Genomic DNA, 13765 nt, shown 5'->3' on the forward strand with positions numbered 1-13765 from the left:
AACGGACGCTTCCTTCGTACTCACCCTCGCAGGCTTTCCTCCGGGCGCTTCCCTTCGGTCTTGCGTTTCCGACTCTATCAGACCGTTTTCCGATCCGATTTCCTCGGTGCTTTCGAGGTTCTCGCTTTCGCGTTTCCCTTTCCAGCGGGTCCGACTTTATCAGAAGGATCTGAGTCGGAATTCCGTCCCGTTCGGACTGGTTCCTGGTGCACAGTTGCGCCGGGTTCCCGTTCAGGCGGAGCCGTAAACGTACTGGAGCGGGGCTCCTCGATGCAAATCGAGGAGCCCCGCTCCCAGTTCACGCCTGACGAGGCGTCAGACCTCGACCACGACCGGCAGGATCATCGGCCGGCGCCGGTAGGTGTCCGAGACCCACTTGCCCAGCGTGCGGCGGATGAGCTGCTGCAGTTGGTGGGGTTCGACGACGCCGTCCTGGGCCGTCCTCTCCAGGACCTCCGTGATCTTCGGGGCGACCTCCGCGAAGGCGGAGTCCTCGATGCCCGAGCCACGTGCCTGGATGTGCGGGCCACCCGTGATCTTCCCGGTACTGGAGTCCACGACCACGAAGACCGAGATGATGCCCTCGTCTCCGAGGATCTTGCGGTCCTTGAGGGCGGGCTCTCCGACGTCGCCGACCGAGAGGCCGTCGACGTACACGTATCCCGCCTGGACCTTGCCCGAGATCTTGGCCTTGCCCTCGACGAGGTCGACGGCGACGCCGTCCTCGGCGATGACGATGCGGTCGTGCGGGACGCCGGTGAGGGCGCCCAGCTCGGCGTTGGCGCGCAGGTGGCGCCATTCGCCGTGGACCGGCATCAGGTTCCGCGGCCTGCAGATGTTGTAGAAGTACAGCAGCTCGCCCGCGGAGGCGTGGCCCGAGACATGCACCTTGGCGTTGCCCTTGTGGACGACGTTGGCACCCCAGCGGGTCAGGCCGTTGATGACGCGGTAGACCGCGTTCTCATTGCCGGGGATCAGGGACGACGCCAGGATCACCGTGTCGCCCTGGACGATCCTGATCTGGTGATCGCGGTTCGCCATACGGGAGAGCGCGGCCATCGGCTCGCCCTGGGACCCCGTGCAGACCAGCACGACCTCGCTGTCCGGGAGGTCGTCGAGCGTCTTGACGTCGACGACCAGGCCCGGCGGGACCTTCAGATAGCCCAGGTCGCGGGCGATGCCCATGTTGCGGACCATCGAGCGGCCGACGAACGCGACCCGGCGGCCGTACTCGTGGGCGGCGTCGAGGATCTGCTGGATGCGGTGGATGTGGCTGGCGAAGCTGGCCACGATGATCCGCTTGCGTGCGTTCGCGAAGACCTGCCGCAGCACGTTCGAGATGTCGCGCTCGGGCGGGACGAAGCCCGGGACCTCGGCGTTCGTCGAGTCGGAGAGGAGGAGGTCGATGCCCTCCTCGCTCAAACGCGCGAAGGCGTGCAGATCCGTGAGGCGGCCGTCCAGCGGGAGCTGGTCCATCTTGAAGTCGCCGGTGTGTACCACCATGCCCGCGGGGGTCCGGATGGCGACCGCGAGGGCATCCGGGATGGAGTGGTTGACCGCCACGAACTCACAGTCGAAGGGGCCGATGCGCTCGCGGTGGCCCTCCGCGACTTCCAGTGTGTAGGGGCGGATGCGGTGCTCCTGGAGCTTCGCCTCGATGAGCGCGAGGGTCAGCTTGGAGCCGATCAGCGGGATGTCCGCCTTCTCGCGCAGGAGATACGGGACACCGCCGATGTGGTCCTCGTGGCCGTGCGTGAGGACGATGCCCTCGATGTCGTCGAGGCGGTCCCTGATGGACGTGAAGTCCGGCAGGATCAGGTCGATTCCGGGCTGCTCCTCCTCAGGGAAGAGCACTCCGCAGTCGACGATCAGCAAGCGGCCGTCGTATTCGAATACGGTCATGTTCCGGCCGATTTCGCCGAGTCCCCCGAGAGGGGTGACCCGGAGGCCGCCCTCGGCGAGCTTCGACGGCGGGCCGAGTTCAGGATGCGGATGGCTCAAAAGACTCTCCTCACCACGCGCGCCACGTACCTGGCTGGGCACGTGGCGCGCGGACGTTCGTGCAGTAGCAGTTGTGTGATGGCGCAGGCCTGTGGCCTGCGTAGTAGTGCGTATTCAGTTGTGAAGTCCGTTGTCAGAGCTGTACCCCACCGGCGGCAAGATCGATCTTGAGCTGGGCGGTCTCCTCGGGCGAGAGGCCGACCATGGGCAGGCGCAGCGGTCCGGCGGGCAGGCCCTGGAGGGCGAGCGCGGCCTTGGTGGTCATGACGCCCTGGGTCCGGAACATGCCGGTGAAGACCGGGAGCAGCTTCTGGTGGATCTCGGTGGCCTTCTGAACGTCGCCGCTGATGTACGCGTCGATCATGGTCCGCAGCTCGGGGGTGACGACATGACCGACCACCGAGACGATGCCGACCGCGCCCACGGAGAGGAGCGGCAGGTTCAGCATGTCGTCGCCGGAGTACCAGGCCAGGCCCGAGCGGGCGATCGCCCAGCTGGCGCGGCCCAGGTCGCCCTTGGCGTCCTTGTTGGCGACAATACGCGGGTGCTCGGCCAGACGCACGATCGTTTCCGTGTTGATCGGTACGCCGCTGCGGCCGGGGATGTCGTACAGCATCACGGGGAGTTCGGTCGCGTCGGCGATCACCGTGAAGTGGTGGTACAAGCCCTCTTGCGGGGGCTTGTTGTAGTACGGCGTGACCGCGAGGAGGCCGTGCGCGCCCACCTGTTCGGCGGCGCGGGCGAGCGCGATGCTGTGGCGGGTGTCGTTCGTGCCGACACCGGCGACGATGTGGGCACGGTCGCCGACCGCCTCCAGCACGGCCCGTACGAGATCCGCTTTCTCCGCGTCGCTGGTGGTCGGGGACTCTCCGGTGGTGCCGTTGATGATCAGGCCGTCGTTGCCTGCGTCCACCAGATGGGCGGCGAGCCGCTGTGCGCCGTCGAGGTCGAGTGCGCCGTCCGCCGTGAAGGGCGTGACCATGGCGGTGAGGACCCGCCCGAAGGGGGTCTGCGGAGTGGAGGTCGGAGCCATGGGTACCACGCTACTCGCTGCTCAGTACGCGGTCTGCCCTCGGGTGGGCCGACAAGTCTCGACAAAGGTGGAGCCCGGCACTGCCTGCTCGGGGGTTCAAGCAGTGCCGAGCCCGTTTGATCAGGCTAGATGAACTTCACGAAATGCTGCAATACGGACACTTCACTCGGCGGATCCGCACATCTGTGCCGGATGGGCGGTGGCGGTCCGCTACGGAGCAACGCGTCCGTTGGCGTTGAACGCGGCGTACGTGAGGGGCATGAGCTTCGCCCATTCCGCCTCCATCTTCTCGCCGACCATCTCGATCTCCCGCTGCGGGAAGGACGGGACCTTGGCAAGCTCGTGCTGCGTGCGCAGGCCGAGGAAGTGCATCAGCGAGCGGGCGTTGCACGTCGCGTACATCGACGAGAACAGGCCCACCGGGAGGACCGAGCGGGCCACCTCCCGGGCGACGCCGGCGGCGAGCATCTCCTGGTACGCCTCGTACGCATGGCGGTACGAGTCCTCCATGACGCGCCCCGTCAGCTCCTGCTGGGCCTGGGTGCCCTCCACGAAGACGTACTTGCCCGGGCGGCCCTCCTGGACCAGCTTGCGGGACTCGTCCGGGACGTAGAAGACGGGCTGAAGCTCCCTGTAACGACCCGACTCCTCGTTGTACGACCAGCCCACGCGGTGTCGCATGAACTCGCGGAAGACGAAGATCGGGGCGTTGATGAAGAACGTCATCGAGTTGTGCTCGAAGGGGCTGCCGTGCCGGTCCCGCATCAGGAAGTTGATCAACCCCTTGGAGCGCTCGGGGTCCTTCTTGAGCTCGTCCAGGGACTGCTCCCCGACGGTCGAGACACGGGCGGCGAACAGCACGTCGGAGTCGGACGCACTGTGCTTCACCAGCTCGACGGTCACATCGCTGCGGAAGCTGGGCTTGAGGTCGCCGGAGGGGGTGTCGGTCACGGCTTGCAGGGTCCTTCCATCACTGGCTCGGGCGGCGCCCACTCTACGGCCCGGCACTGACAACGGGGCGTTCGGTGCCGTGCCGCAACATTCTTCGGCGAACTTCTGCGAATTCGGTGAAACGGGGCACCAATTGGGGCTCTCGCTCGTCTGTGTAGGTAGCAGCGATTCGTTCGAGTCGCCGATCCGCACAAGCCCATGATCCGTTCGAGTCTCCAGAGGAGAAGCAGTTCCCATGTTCCGTCGGCGCGAGCCTGTTCCGTTCGCCTTCATCGCCGAAGCCGACAAGTTTCGCAGCAATGTCACTCCCCCACCCCGTGAGCGGGTCTCCGCCGGAGAGGTCGCCGGGCGTTGGCTCGTAGGACTCACCGTGGTCGCCGGGCTCGCGGGCTCCCTGCTCTTCGGGCTGCCCGCCCTGTCGCAGGACCAGTCACCTGCACATACGCAGCAGTCCGAGGCCTCCGAGGGCCGCTGACTCATCCAGACCCCCAAGGGTGGTGGGCGGGGACCCGGCTCGGTAGCCTCACCAGGCACAGCCCGTGCGTGGATTGAGTGAGGATGAGTCGTGCCCCTGCCCTTCCTGACGGCCGATCGCGCTTTTGACGAGCAGGCGGACGATCGCGCGCTGCCGTTCGACAACCTCGACCGCTGGCGGCGCCCCTACCGGCCCGGACCGTGGCGGGTCGCCATGGCCGCACTGCTTCTGCTGCTCGCGTCGTACGTGCTGTTCGCGGCGGTCATCATCACGGTGGCCGGCACCCTGGGCGCGGGCGCGGTGTGCTTCGGCGTGGCGCTGTTCGTCATCGCCAGCGCCCTCCGGCTGCTGCGGATGGGCGCTTGGGTGAGCGCGTACGGGCTGCGTCAGGTGCGTTTCTTCGGTACACGTACGGCGCCTTGGACGCAGGTCGCGGTGGTGCGGACGGTGCAGCAGCCGGTGCGCTGGCTCGGGCTGCCGCGCACCGTGCAGGGGCAGGCGCTCGTCCTCGTCCGCCGGGACCGCGTGGGCGACGATCCCGTCGCCCTGTTGACCACCCACAACGCGGACTTCCTGGGTCGCCCCGAGGCCTTCGACCGGGCGGCGGACACCGTCGAGGTATGGGCGGACGAGCACCGGCCCGGCTGATCGACCATACGAAGGGGCCGGCCCGCACTCACGCGGACCGGCCCCTTCGCGCTGTCGATCAGGCCGATCAGGCCTGTACGGGCTTTCCTTCGTGCAGGGCGATGGCTCGCTGCATCGCCTTGCGGGCACGCGGGGTGTCACGGGCGTCGTGGTAGGCGACCGCGAGGCGGAACCAGCTGCGCCAGTCATCCGGGGCGTCCTCGGTCTCGGCCTTGCGGCGGGCGAAGACCTCGTCGGCCGAGTCGCGGTCGATGCGGCCTCCCGGGGTGCGCTTCAACTCATCCACGGGCAGGCCGCCTTCCGCGTCCAGCTCGGCGGCGAGCCGGTTGGCCTTCCGGACGAACTGCGTGTTCTTCCAGAGGAACCACAGGCCGATCACCGGCAGGATGAGGACCGCCATCCCGAAAGCGACGGTGAGGGCCGTGCCGGTCTCGATGAGCATGACCCCACGGCTGCCGACCAGGACGAAGTAGACGACGAGGACGGCGGCCGCGACGGCGTACGTGATCTTTGCGCGCATGGCGGTCAGTTCAGGTCCAGGAAGTGTTCCAGGCCGAAGGTGAGGCCCGGGGTGTCCACGACGCGTCGTACGCCGAGCAGGATGCCCGGCATGAAGCTGCTGTGGTGCAGCGAGTCGTGGCGGATGGTGAGGGTCTCGCCGTCGCCGCCGAGCAGCACTTCCTGGTGGGCGAGCAGCCCGCGCAGCCGGACCGCGTGGACGGGGACGCCGTCGACGTTCGCGCCACGGGCGCCGTCCAGCGCCGTCACCGTGGCGTCGGGCTGCGGGGAGCTGCCGGCGCGCTCGCGGGCCGCGGCGATGAGCTGGGCGGTGCGGGTGGCGGTGCCGCTGGGGGCGTCCACCTTGTTCGGGTGGTGCAGCTCGACGACCTCGACGGACTCGAAGTACGGAGCGGCGATCTCCGCGAACTTCATGGTCAGTACGGCCCCGATGGAGAAGTTGGGCGCGATGAGGACGCCCGTCCGCGGCGACGCGGCCAGCGAGGTGTTCAGCTGCGCGAGGCGCTCGTCGGTCCACCCCGTCGTACCGACCACGGCGTGGATGCCGTGACGCACGCAGAAGTCGAGATTGCCCATGACCGAGGCGGGCGTGGTCAGTTCGACGGCGATCTGGGCGCCGGTCTCCACCAGCGTCTCCAGTTTGTCGCCGCTGCCGAGGGCGGCCACCAGTTCCATGTCCTCGGCGGCCTCGACGGCTCGTACCGCCTCGGATCCGATGCGGCCCTTGGCGCCGAGGACGGCCACGCGCAGCTTGCTCATTGCTTGGTTCCTTACAAGAGACTGGTGACAAGAGACGGGTGACAGAAGAGCGGGTGTCGGAGAGCGGGCGTCAGAGGAACGGTGTCAGGCGACCGCTTCGTGGAGACGGGACGCCTGTTTGTCCTTGAGCGGGCCGATGGCCGACAACGAAGGACGCTGTCCCAGGACGTCGCGGGCCACGTTCCGGACGTCGTCGGGGGTGACCGCGGCTATCCGGGTCAGCATCTCGTCGACCGACATCTGCTCGCCCCAGCACAGCTCACTCTTGCCGATGCGGTTCATGAGCGCACCGGTGTCCTCCAGGCCGAGGACGGTTGAGCCCTTCAGCTGGCCGATGGCGCGGTCGATCTCGTCGTCGGGCAGACCGTGCTCGGCGACCTGGTCGAGTTCGTCACGGCAGATCTTCAGGACCTCGTGGACCTGGTTCGGGCGGCAGCCCGCGTACACGCCGAAGAGGCCGCAGTCGGCGAAGCCCGAGGTGTACGAGTACACGCTGTAGGCCAGGCCGCGCTTCTCGCGGACCTCCTGGAAGAGTCGGGAGGACATTCCGCCGCCGAGCGCGGTGTTCAGGACGCCCAGAGCCCAGCGGCGCTCATCGGTACGGGCCAGGCCCGGCATTCCGAGGACGACATGGGCCTGCTCGGTCTTGCGGCCGAGCAGTTCGACGCGGCCCGTGGTGCGGATGACGCGGGAGCCGTCGCGCGGGGCGATCGGTGCGGCGTCCGGCTGCTTCAGGGCGCCGGCCTTCTCGAAGGCGGCACGGACCTGGCGTACGACCTTGTTGTGGTCGACGTTGCCCGCGCAGGCGACGATGAGATGCGTCGGGTCGTAGTGCTTCCTGTAGAAGCGGCGGATGCGGTCCGCGGTGAGGGCGTTGACCGTGTCGACCGTGCCGAGCACCGGGCGGCCGAGTGGGGTGTCGCCGAGCATGGTGTGCGCGAACAGGTCGTGCACACAGTCACCCGGGTCGTCCTCGGTCATCGCGATCTCTTCGAGGATCGCGCCACGCTCGACGTTCACGTCCTCCTCGAGGATCAGCGAGCCGGTGAGCATGTCGCAGACGACGTCGATGGCGAGGGGGAGGTCGGCGTCGAGCACGCGCGCGTAGTAGCACGTGTACTCCTTCGCCGTGAAGGCGTTCATCTCGCCGCCGACTGCGTCGATGGAGGCCGAGATGTCCAGCGCGCTTCTGCGCGTGGTGCCCTTGAAGAGCAGGTGCTCCAGGTAGTGCGTGGCACCGTTCAGGGCCGGCGTCTCGTCGCGGGAGCCGACGTGCGCCCAGATGCCGAAGGTGGCGGAGCGCACGGAGGGCAGCGTTTCGGTGACGACGCGCAGGCCCCCGGGGAGGGTGGTCTTGCGGACCGTACCGATGCCGTGCTCGCCCTTGATCAGTGTTTGGGTACGGGCGACGGCCCGCGCCTCCGAGGAGGTGCGGGCCGTCGCCGTGGAGCTACGAGACGTCACTTGTCGGTGTCGTCCTTCTTATCGTCGCCTTCTTCGCCCTCGATCACGGGGATGAGGGAAAGCTTGCCGCGGGAGTCGATCTCGGCGATCTCGACCTGGACCTTGTGGCCCACACCGAGCACGTCCTCGACGTTCTCCACGCGCTTGCCGCCGGCGAGCTTGCGGATCTGCGAGATGTGCAGCAGACCGTCCTTGCCCGGCAGCAACGACACGAACGCGCCGAAGGTGGTCGTCTTGACGACCGTACCCAGGTAGCGCTCGCCGACCTCCGGCATGGTCGGGTTGGCGATGCCGTTGATCGTGGCGCGGGCGGCCTCGGCGGCCGGGCCGTCGGCGGCACCGATGTAGATGGTGCCGTCGTCCTCGATCGTGATGTCGGCGCCGGTGTCCTCCTGGATCTGGTTGATCATCTTGCCCTTGGGGCCGATGACCTCGCCGATCTTGTCCACGGGGATCTTGACGGTGATGATCCGCGGGGCGTTCGGGGACATCTCGTCCGGCGTGTCGATCGCTTCCATCATCACGTCGAGGATGTGGAGGCGGGCGTCGCGGGCCTGCTTGAGGGCCGCGGCCAGGACGGAGGCCGGGATGCCGTCCAGCTTGGTGTCGAGCTGGAGCGCGGTCACGAACTCCTTCGTGCCGGCGACCTTGAAGTCCATGTCGCCGAAGGCGTCCTCGGCACCGAGGATGTCCGTCAGCGTCACGTAGTGCGTCTCGCCCTCGATCTCCTGGGAGATGAGGCCCATGGCGATACCGGCGACGGGGGCCTTGAGCGGCACACCGGCGTTCAGCAGCGACATGGTCGAGGCGCAGACCGAGCCCATGGACGTCGAGCCGTTGGAGCTGAGGGCCTCGGACACCTGACGGATCGCGTACGGGAACTCCTCGCGCGTCGGCAGCACCGGCACGAGCGCGCGCTCGGCGAGTGCTCCGTGGCCGATCTCGCGGCGCTTGGGGGAGCCGACGCGACCGGTCTCGCCGGTGGAGTACGGCGGGAAGTTGTAGTTGTGCATGTAGCGCTTGCGGGTCACCGGGGAGAGGGTGTCCAGCTGCTGCTCCATGCGGAGCATGTTGAGGGTGGTGACGCCCAGGATCTGGGTCTCGCCACGCTCGAACAGCGCGGAACCGTGCACCCGCGGGATCGCCTCGACCTCGGCGGCGAGCGTACGGATGTCCGTGACGCCGCGGCCGTCGATGCGCTTCTTCTCCTTGATGACGCGCTCACGGACCAGGGACTTGGTCAGCGAGCGGTACGCGGCGGAGATCTCCTTCTCGCGGCCCTCGAACTGCGGGAGCAGCTTCTCGGCGGCGAGCGCCTTGACGCGGTCCAGCTCGCTCTCGCGATCCTGCTTGGCCCCGATGGTGAGGGCCTGCGAGAGCTCGTCCTTGACCGCGGCGGTGAGCGCCTCCAAGACGTCGTCCTGGTAGTCGAGGAAGATCGGGAACTCGCCGGTGGGCTTGGCGGCCTTCGCGGCGAGGTCGGCCTGGGCCTTGCAGAGCACCTTGATGAAGGGCTTCGCGGCGTCCAGACCGGCGGCGACAAGCTCCTCGGTCGGGGCCTCGGCGCCGCCCTTGACCAGCTGGATGGTCTTCTCGGTGGCCTCCGCCTCGACCATCATGATCGCGACGTCGCCGTCCTCCAGGGTGCGGCCCGCGACGACCATGTCGAAGACGGCGTCCTCGAGCTCGGTGTGCGTCGGGAAGGCCACCCACTGACCGCGGATCAGCGCGACGCGGACGCCGCCGATCGGGCCGGAGAAGGGCAGACCGGCCAGCTGCGTGGACGCGGACGCGGCGTTGATCGCCACGACGTCGTACAGGTGGTCGGGGTTGAGCGCCATGATCGTGGCGACGACCTGGATCTCGTTGCGCAGGCCCTTCTTGAAGGACGGGCGCAGCGGGCGGTCGATGAGACGGCAGGTGAGGATCGCGTCCTCGGAGGGGCGGCCCTCGCGGCGGAAGAAGCTGCCGGGGATCTTGCCGGCGGCGTACATCCGCTCCTCGACGTCCACCGTGAGGGGGAAGAAGTCGAGCTGGTCCTTGGGGTTCTTGGAGGCGGTGGTGGCCGACAGCACCATGGTGTCGTCGTCCAGGTAGGCCACGGCGGAGCCGGCGGCCTGGCGGGCCAGGCGGCCCGTCTCGAAGCGGATGGTGCGGGTGCCGAAGGAACCGTTGTCAATGACGGCTTCGGCGTAGTGGGTCTCGTTCTCCACTAGCGTTTTCTCCGATACTTTTCGTCTTTCGTCCCGGCCCGCCCGTATGGCGGGGGGACGTCGGAGAAGCGCGCCGTCTGGTGCGGGCCGGTCTTCGATCGAAGCACCCGGGGCTTCTTTCCCCCGGGGGCCACTACCGAGGACCGGCGGCGGCGAGGTGCGCTTCTCCTCGTCAGGCGTGGTTGCCTACGGCATCGCTGTGCGCTGTCGCGGCACCACTGTGTGTCGTACGTATGTCGTTGTGCCTACCACACTACAAAGCTGCAGTGATACTCCGCACGTACAGCAAAGGGAGCGGCCCCCCTGTGCGTGGGAACCGCTCCCTTCACGGCGTCTTACCGGGCGCCCGCCGCACCACGGCGGATGCCGAGGCGGTCGACCAGCGCACGGAAGCGCTGGATGTCCTTCTTGGCCAGGTACTGCAGCAGACGGCGACGCTGACCGACCAGGATCAGCAGACCACGACGGGAGTGGTGGTCGTGCTTGTGGGTCTTGAGGTGCTCGGTCAGGTCCGAGATCCGGCGCGAGAGCATGGCGACCTGGACCTCGGGGGAGCCGGTGTCGCCCTCCTTGGTACCGAACTCGGCCATGATCTGCTTCTTCGTAGCGGCGTCGAGCGACACGCGTACTCCTCGTAAGTCTTCTTAGTAGCCACCGAGTGCCCCTGGTCCACATCTCAGGGGAGCTTCCGTTACTCGGGAGGCGGGGATCCGCTGGGCGCGTCCTCCAGGGCCCTGGGGAGGGCGGTCCGGGGGTGCGTACACAAACGGCCGTTACACAGCGTACCAGGGGGTGGCGGGTCCGCTGACCAGGGTTCCAGGAGCCCCGGAAGGCCGGGGCCGGTCCCAGTAGTGTGACGCGTCACGTCGTTCGTAGGTCTGGAAGGGGTCGCTTCGCCATGGCCGAGGCAGAGGACAAAGACGTCAAGGCGCGCAAGGAGCGGGAGAAGAACGAGCTCTACGCCCTCGACATCTCGGGCGTCGAATGGCACAGCGCACCGGGCACGGAGGAACACGAGGAGCGGGTCGAGATCGCGTATCTCCCCGAGGGCGCGGTGGCGATGCGGTCGTCCCTCGACCCGGACACGGTCCTGCGCTACACGGAGGCGGAGTGGCGGGCCTTCGTGCTGGGGGCCCGGGACGGGGAGTTCGATCTGGAGCCGGCGCCGCACAACGGGGGGCTCGCGGCGGATTAGCCGCTCGGGCGCACGGCAGGCTGGCTCGGGCGCGAGGCCGGCTGACGCTCAGGCTCACGGCCGGCTGGCGGCTGCGGCAGCCTCTTGGGAGGGGCGGCGGGCCCGCGCCTGCCGCCCCTTCGAAGGCTCATGTCACGCTGTCGATCCCCAAGACCGCCCTTACGGGGTACTTGGGGAACTTGGGATCCGGGCGGAGTTCTCTCGGGGAGAAGAAGACCTTGCCCTGTTCGACGACGATGTCCGCCGTCGAAGGATCCTCCAGCCGTGCCACGTCGTCACTCGGCAGGTTGAAGAAGAGGTACGGGCTCTCCTTGCCGGTGCGCGGATCCAGGCGCACCACCGCGGCCGGCCCGATGTTGTCCGAACTCTCCCGGTACGCGAGGAGCTTGTCCCCGCTCATCCGCAGAGGGTGGATCTTCTGCAGGGGCCTGCCGTCGAACTTCTTCGTGGTCTTGCCCGTCGCGAGGTCCCAGCCCGTGATCCAGTTCGCCGGCTGGCCGTTCTCGAACTGTTCCTCACTGGCGACGAAGACCTGTTCCCGCCCGACGACGATCGCGTCGCAGTTCTCCACCACTCCGAAGTAGGACCGGTCGCACGAGGGGTCGAACTTGTCGCCGAGCGTGATCGTGGCGCGATGCCGGCCACGGGCGTCGAGGCTGATCAGATCGGTCACGCTGTCGTCGCCCGCCGCGACGGCGAGCACCGGCGGATCCGACGAAGGCAGGAAGGCCCGCTGGATCCCCGAACTCACCTGGTACGTCCACCGCACCTTGCCGGTACGGGGATCGAGCTTCTCCACCTTGAACGTGGGCTCACCCTGCCGGTCGCACTTGACCAGGGCGAGCAGAGTGCGTCCGCCCGCGAACCCCGTGTCCTCGCAGCGGGAACGGCTCGTGCTCTTCCAGAGCTGCTTGCCGTCGCTCATGCCGTACGCCACCGATCCGGCGTCCCACGCCACGGCGACCGTGCCCCCGGTCATGGTCAGGTTCGTGTTCGTCACCAAGGCGGTGTCGGCCTCGGGCAGCTTCTTCTGCCACAGTTTCTTGCCGGTGTCGATGTCGAAGAAGACCAGTTCGTCGCAGACACCCTCCAAGTCGGAGCCCTTGGGCCTGGCGGGCTGGACGACGACAGCCGTGCGGCCGTCCGCGGTGACATGGCGGGTCGTGGCGCAGACGGGACCGTCCAGCTTCAGGGTCCACTTCGGCTCTTCTTCGTACGTCCTGGCGTTGATGCCGAGGAGCCGGCTGCCCACGGCCTTGGCCAGGATCTTGTCCGTCGCCCAAGTGCCGGGGGCGTAGACGGTCTTGTCCTTCTTGAGGCCCTCTTCGGCGTAGTCGACGACGAGTTCGCCTTCGGGGGTGCCGGGAAGCTTCTCGACCGTCTCTCTGATGTCGTCCGGAGCCTGTCGAGCCGCCGACGGTCTCTCATGCGCCGGAGTCCCGTCGTCGCCCGCATACCACAGCAGCCACCCGCCCGCGCAGAGCACCGCGACGACTACAGCGCCGACGGCGCCCAGCAGTTTCGTACGCCGCTTCTTGCGTGCGGAGTCCGCCGAGAGCGCAGACTGGGTGAACGGGGACGGAGGCGGTCCGTAAGTCACGCGCACGGGTCCTTTTCAATGAGGTCCACTCGGTGTCAGACCGCCCATCTAATATGCCTCTCGAGTGATCGTGTACGCGGGGTGGTTGTCCGCTTTGCGGTCCACGACCGAGCGTTCGTAAGTCACTTCTGGGCAGGGTGTGACGTAGTGGGTGGGTGCGGAGGGGTGGACGGGCCTGCCGTGGGGGTTGTTGTGGTGATTAGGCTGGGTAGGGCGCGGCAGCAGAACCCGTGGACGGGTCGGCCGCGTCACAGGGGGAGAGCCGGGCGGATCAGACGGCCTCGGACGACAAGAACGGTCGCCCCAGCACGGCACGAGGGTGCTCGACCACACCAGGAGGAATTGTGAACAGCGATCGGGACGGGATCCGCGGGGGCTGGGCCACACCCGGCGATGACCAGTCCGACGCGGAGTCCGCCGTCGAAACGACGGGCGAGTTCACCATCGACTACGCCCCGCCTGCCTGGTACACGCAGAACGCGTCGGATGGTTCCGACAGTTCGGATGATTCGGATGGTCCGGACCCTGCGGAGGGGGATTCCTCGGCTTCGTCGGCGCCGTCCGCTCCGTCGGCTTCGGCGCCTTCGTCGGCTCCGTCGGCTCCGTCGGCTCCGTCGGCCGAAGGGCCGGGCGCGGCGGCGAGTTCGGCGGCTCCGGCTTCCGGGAGCGACGCGGGTGTGCCTTCGCCGCCTGCCGGCAGTCCGGTCGCCGTGCCCAAGTTGCCTGTGGGCAGCGGGTTCGAGCCCGGGTGGCGTACGCCGGATGCGCCGGCCGCGGACGCCGGCAGCCCGACCGCCCTGCCCAACTTTCCTGTGGGGGGCGGTTTTCAGGCTCAGTGGTCTCAGCCTGCGCCTCCGGCTCAGGCTCCGGAGCCCGTGGCCGATGCTCCTGAAGCTCCTGAACCTCC

At 68.0% G+C, this 13765-nt stretch carries 13 protein-coding genes and 1 pseudogene; 4 read left to right on the top strand and 10 right to left on the bottom strand.

Annotated features, from left to right (window positions below; translation table 11 throughout):
- Positions 1-315: 315 nt before the first annotated feature.
- From FGD71_RS41135 to thyX, 3 genes are all read right to left on the bottom strand, one after another.
- Positions 316-2001: a ribonuclease J gene (locus FGD71_RS41135; RefSeq protein WP_119105684.1), complete on the bottom strand. Its 1686-nt coding sequence runs from the start codon at positions 1999-2001 to the stop codon at positions 316-318.
- A 133-nt stretch (positions 2002-2134) separates the two neighbouring features.
- Positions 2135-3034: a 4-hydroxy-tetrahydrodipicolinate synthase gene (gene dapA, locus FGD71_RS41140; RefSeq protein ID WP_119105685.1), complete on the bottom strand. Its 900-nt coding sequence runs from the start codon at positions 3032-3034 to the stop codon at positions 2135-2137.
- Between the two features lie 210 nt (positions 3035-3244).
- The gene (gene thyX, locus FGD71_RS41145; protein WP_119105686.1) at positions 3245-3985 is read right to left on the bottom strand and encodes an FAD-dependent thymidylate synthase; all 741 of its coding nucleotides are present in this window, start codon (positions 3983-3985) and stop codon (positions 3245-3247) included.
- 235 nt (positions 3986-4220) lie between these two features.
- On the opposite strand from thyX, the gene FGD71_RS41150 reads away from it, so the two are divergent.
- Together FGD71_RS41150 and FGD71_RS41155 are read left to right on the top strand one after the other, a co-directional pair.
- Positions 4221-4460 carry a hypothetical protein gene (locus FGD71_RS41150; protein WP_119105687.1) on the top strand — a complete coding sequence of 80 codons (240 nt, stop codon included), beginning with the start codon at positions 4221-4223 and terminating at the stop codon, positions 4458-4460.
- A 90-nt stretch (positions 4461-4550) separates the two neighbouring features.
- The gene (locus tag FGD71_RS41155) at positions 4551-5108 is read left to right on the top strand and encodes a PH domain-containing protein (RefSeq protein WP_119105688.1); all 558 of its coding nucleotides are present in this window, start codon (positions 4551-4553) and stop codon (positions 5106-5108) included.
- A gap of 67 nt (positions 5109-5175) precedes the next feature.
- Here the strand turns inward: FGD71_RS41155 and FGD71_RS41160 are convergent, their stop codons facing one another.
- The 5 genes from FGD71_RS41160 to rpsO form a co-directional block, all read right to left on the bottom strand.
- Entirely contained in the window at positions 5176-5628 is a 453-nt protein-coding gene (locus FGD71_RS41160; protein ID WP_119105689.1) for a tetratricopeptide repeat protein, read from the bottom strand.
- Between the two features lie 5 nt (positions 5629-5633).
- The gene (gene dapB / locus FGD71_RS41165; RefSeq protein WP_119105690.1) at positions 5634-6386 is read right to left on the bottom strand and encodes a 4-hydroxy-tetrahydrodipicolinate reductase; all 753 of its coding nucleotides are present in this window, start codon (positions 6384-6386) and stop codon (positions 5634-5636) included.
- A gap of 84 nt (positions 6387-6470) precedes the next feature.
- Positions 6471-7850 carry a M16 family metallopeptidase gene (locus FGD71_RS41170; RefSeq protein ID WP_119105691.1) on the bottom strand — a complete coding sequence of 460 codons (1380 nt, stop codon included), beginning with the start codon at positions 7848-7850 and terminating at the stop codon, positions 6471-6473.
- On the bottom strand, positions 7847-10063 hold the full coding sequence (locus FGD71_RS41175) for a polyribonucleotide nucleotidyltransferase (protein WP_119105692.1): 2217 nt from the start codon (positions 10061-10063) through the stop codon (positions 7847-7849). The genes FGD71_RS41170 and FGD71_RS41175 overlap by 4 nt, the downstream gene beginning before the upstream one ends.
- A 335-nt stretch (positions 10064-10398) precedes the next feature.
- Positions 10399-10686, bottom strand: coding sequence for a 30S ribosomal protein S15 (gene rpsO, locus FGD71_RS41180; RefSeq protein ID WP_119105693.1), 288 nt, complete (start codon positions 10684-10686; stop codon positions 10399-10401).
- 275 nt (positions 10687-10961) lie between these two features.
- Here rpsO and FGD71_RS41185 point away from each other — a divergent pair, with 275 nt between their 5' ends.
- Complete coding sequence (locus tag FGD71_RS41185) at positions 10962-11258, top strand: DUF397 domain-containing protein (protein WP_119105694.1); 297 nt, start codon at positions 10962-10964, stop codon at positions 11256-11258.
- 127 nt (positions 11259-11385) lie between these two features.
- On the opposite strand, the gene FGD71_RS41190 is transcribed toward FGD71_RS41185, so the two are convergent.
- A complete protein-coding gene (locus FGD71_RS41190) occupies positions 11386-12858 on the bottom strand; it encodes an outer membrane protein assembly factor BamB family protein (protein WP_119105695.1) in 1473 nt (490 codons plus the stop codon).
- A 344-nt stretch (positions 12859-13202) separates the two neighbouring features.
- On the opposite strand from FGD71_RS41190, the pseudogene FGD71_RS49815 reads away from it, so the two are divergent.
- Positions 13203-13283: pseudogene (locus FGD71_RS49815) on the top strand (SCO5717 family growth-regulating ATPase); the annotation flags it as partial.
- Between the two features lie 23 nt (positions 13284-13306).
- Here FGD71_RS49815 and FGD71_RS49445 read toward each other — a convergent pair.
- Positions 13307-13663 (bottom strand): hypothetical protein, encoded by a 357-nt coding sequence (locus tag FGD71_RS49445; RefSeq protein WP_240437024.1) that lies wholly within the window; start codon positions 13661-13663, stop codon positions 13307-13309.
- Positions 13664-13765 lie beyond the last annotated feature (102 nt).

Source organism: Streptomyces sporangiiformans, from assembly GCF_005768555.2.
Classification (GTDB): domain Bacteria; phylum Actinomycetota; class Actinomycetes; order Streptomycetales; family Streptomycetaceae; genus Streptomyces; species Streptomyces sporangiiformans.

Bases quoted from the DNA above. Each gene is read 5' to 3' on its own strand.
- dapA (WP_119105685.1), bottom strand. From the start codon at position 3,034: ATGGCTCCGACCTCCACTCCGCAGACCCCCTTCGGGCGGGTCCTCACC.
- FGD71_RS41150 (WP_119105687.1), top strand. From the start codon at position 4,221: ATGTTCCGTCGGCGCGAGCCTGTTCCGTTCGCCTTCATCGCCGAAGCC.
- FGD71_RS41160 (WP_119105689.1), bottom strand. From the start codon at position 5,628: ATGCGCGCAAAGATCACGTACGCCGTCGCGGCCGCCGTCCTCGTCGTC.
- dapB (WP_119105690.1), bottom strand. From the start codon at position 6,386: ATGAGCAAGCTGCGCGTGGCCGTCCTCGGCGCCAAGGGCCGCATCGGA.
- FGD71_RS41185 (WP_119105694.1), top strand. From the start codon at position 10,962: ATGGCCGAGGCAGAGGACAAAGACGTCAAGGCGCGCAAGGAGCGGGAG.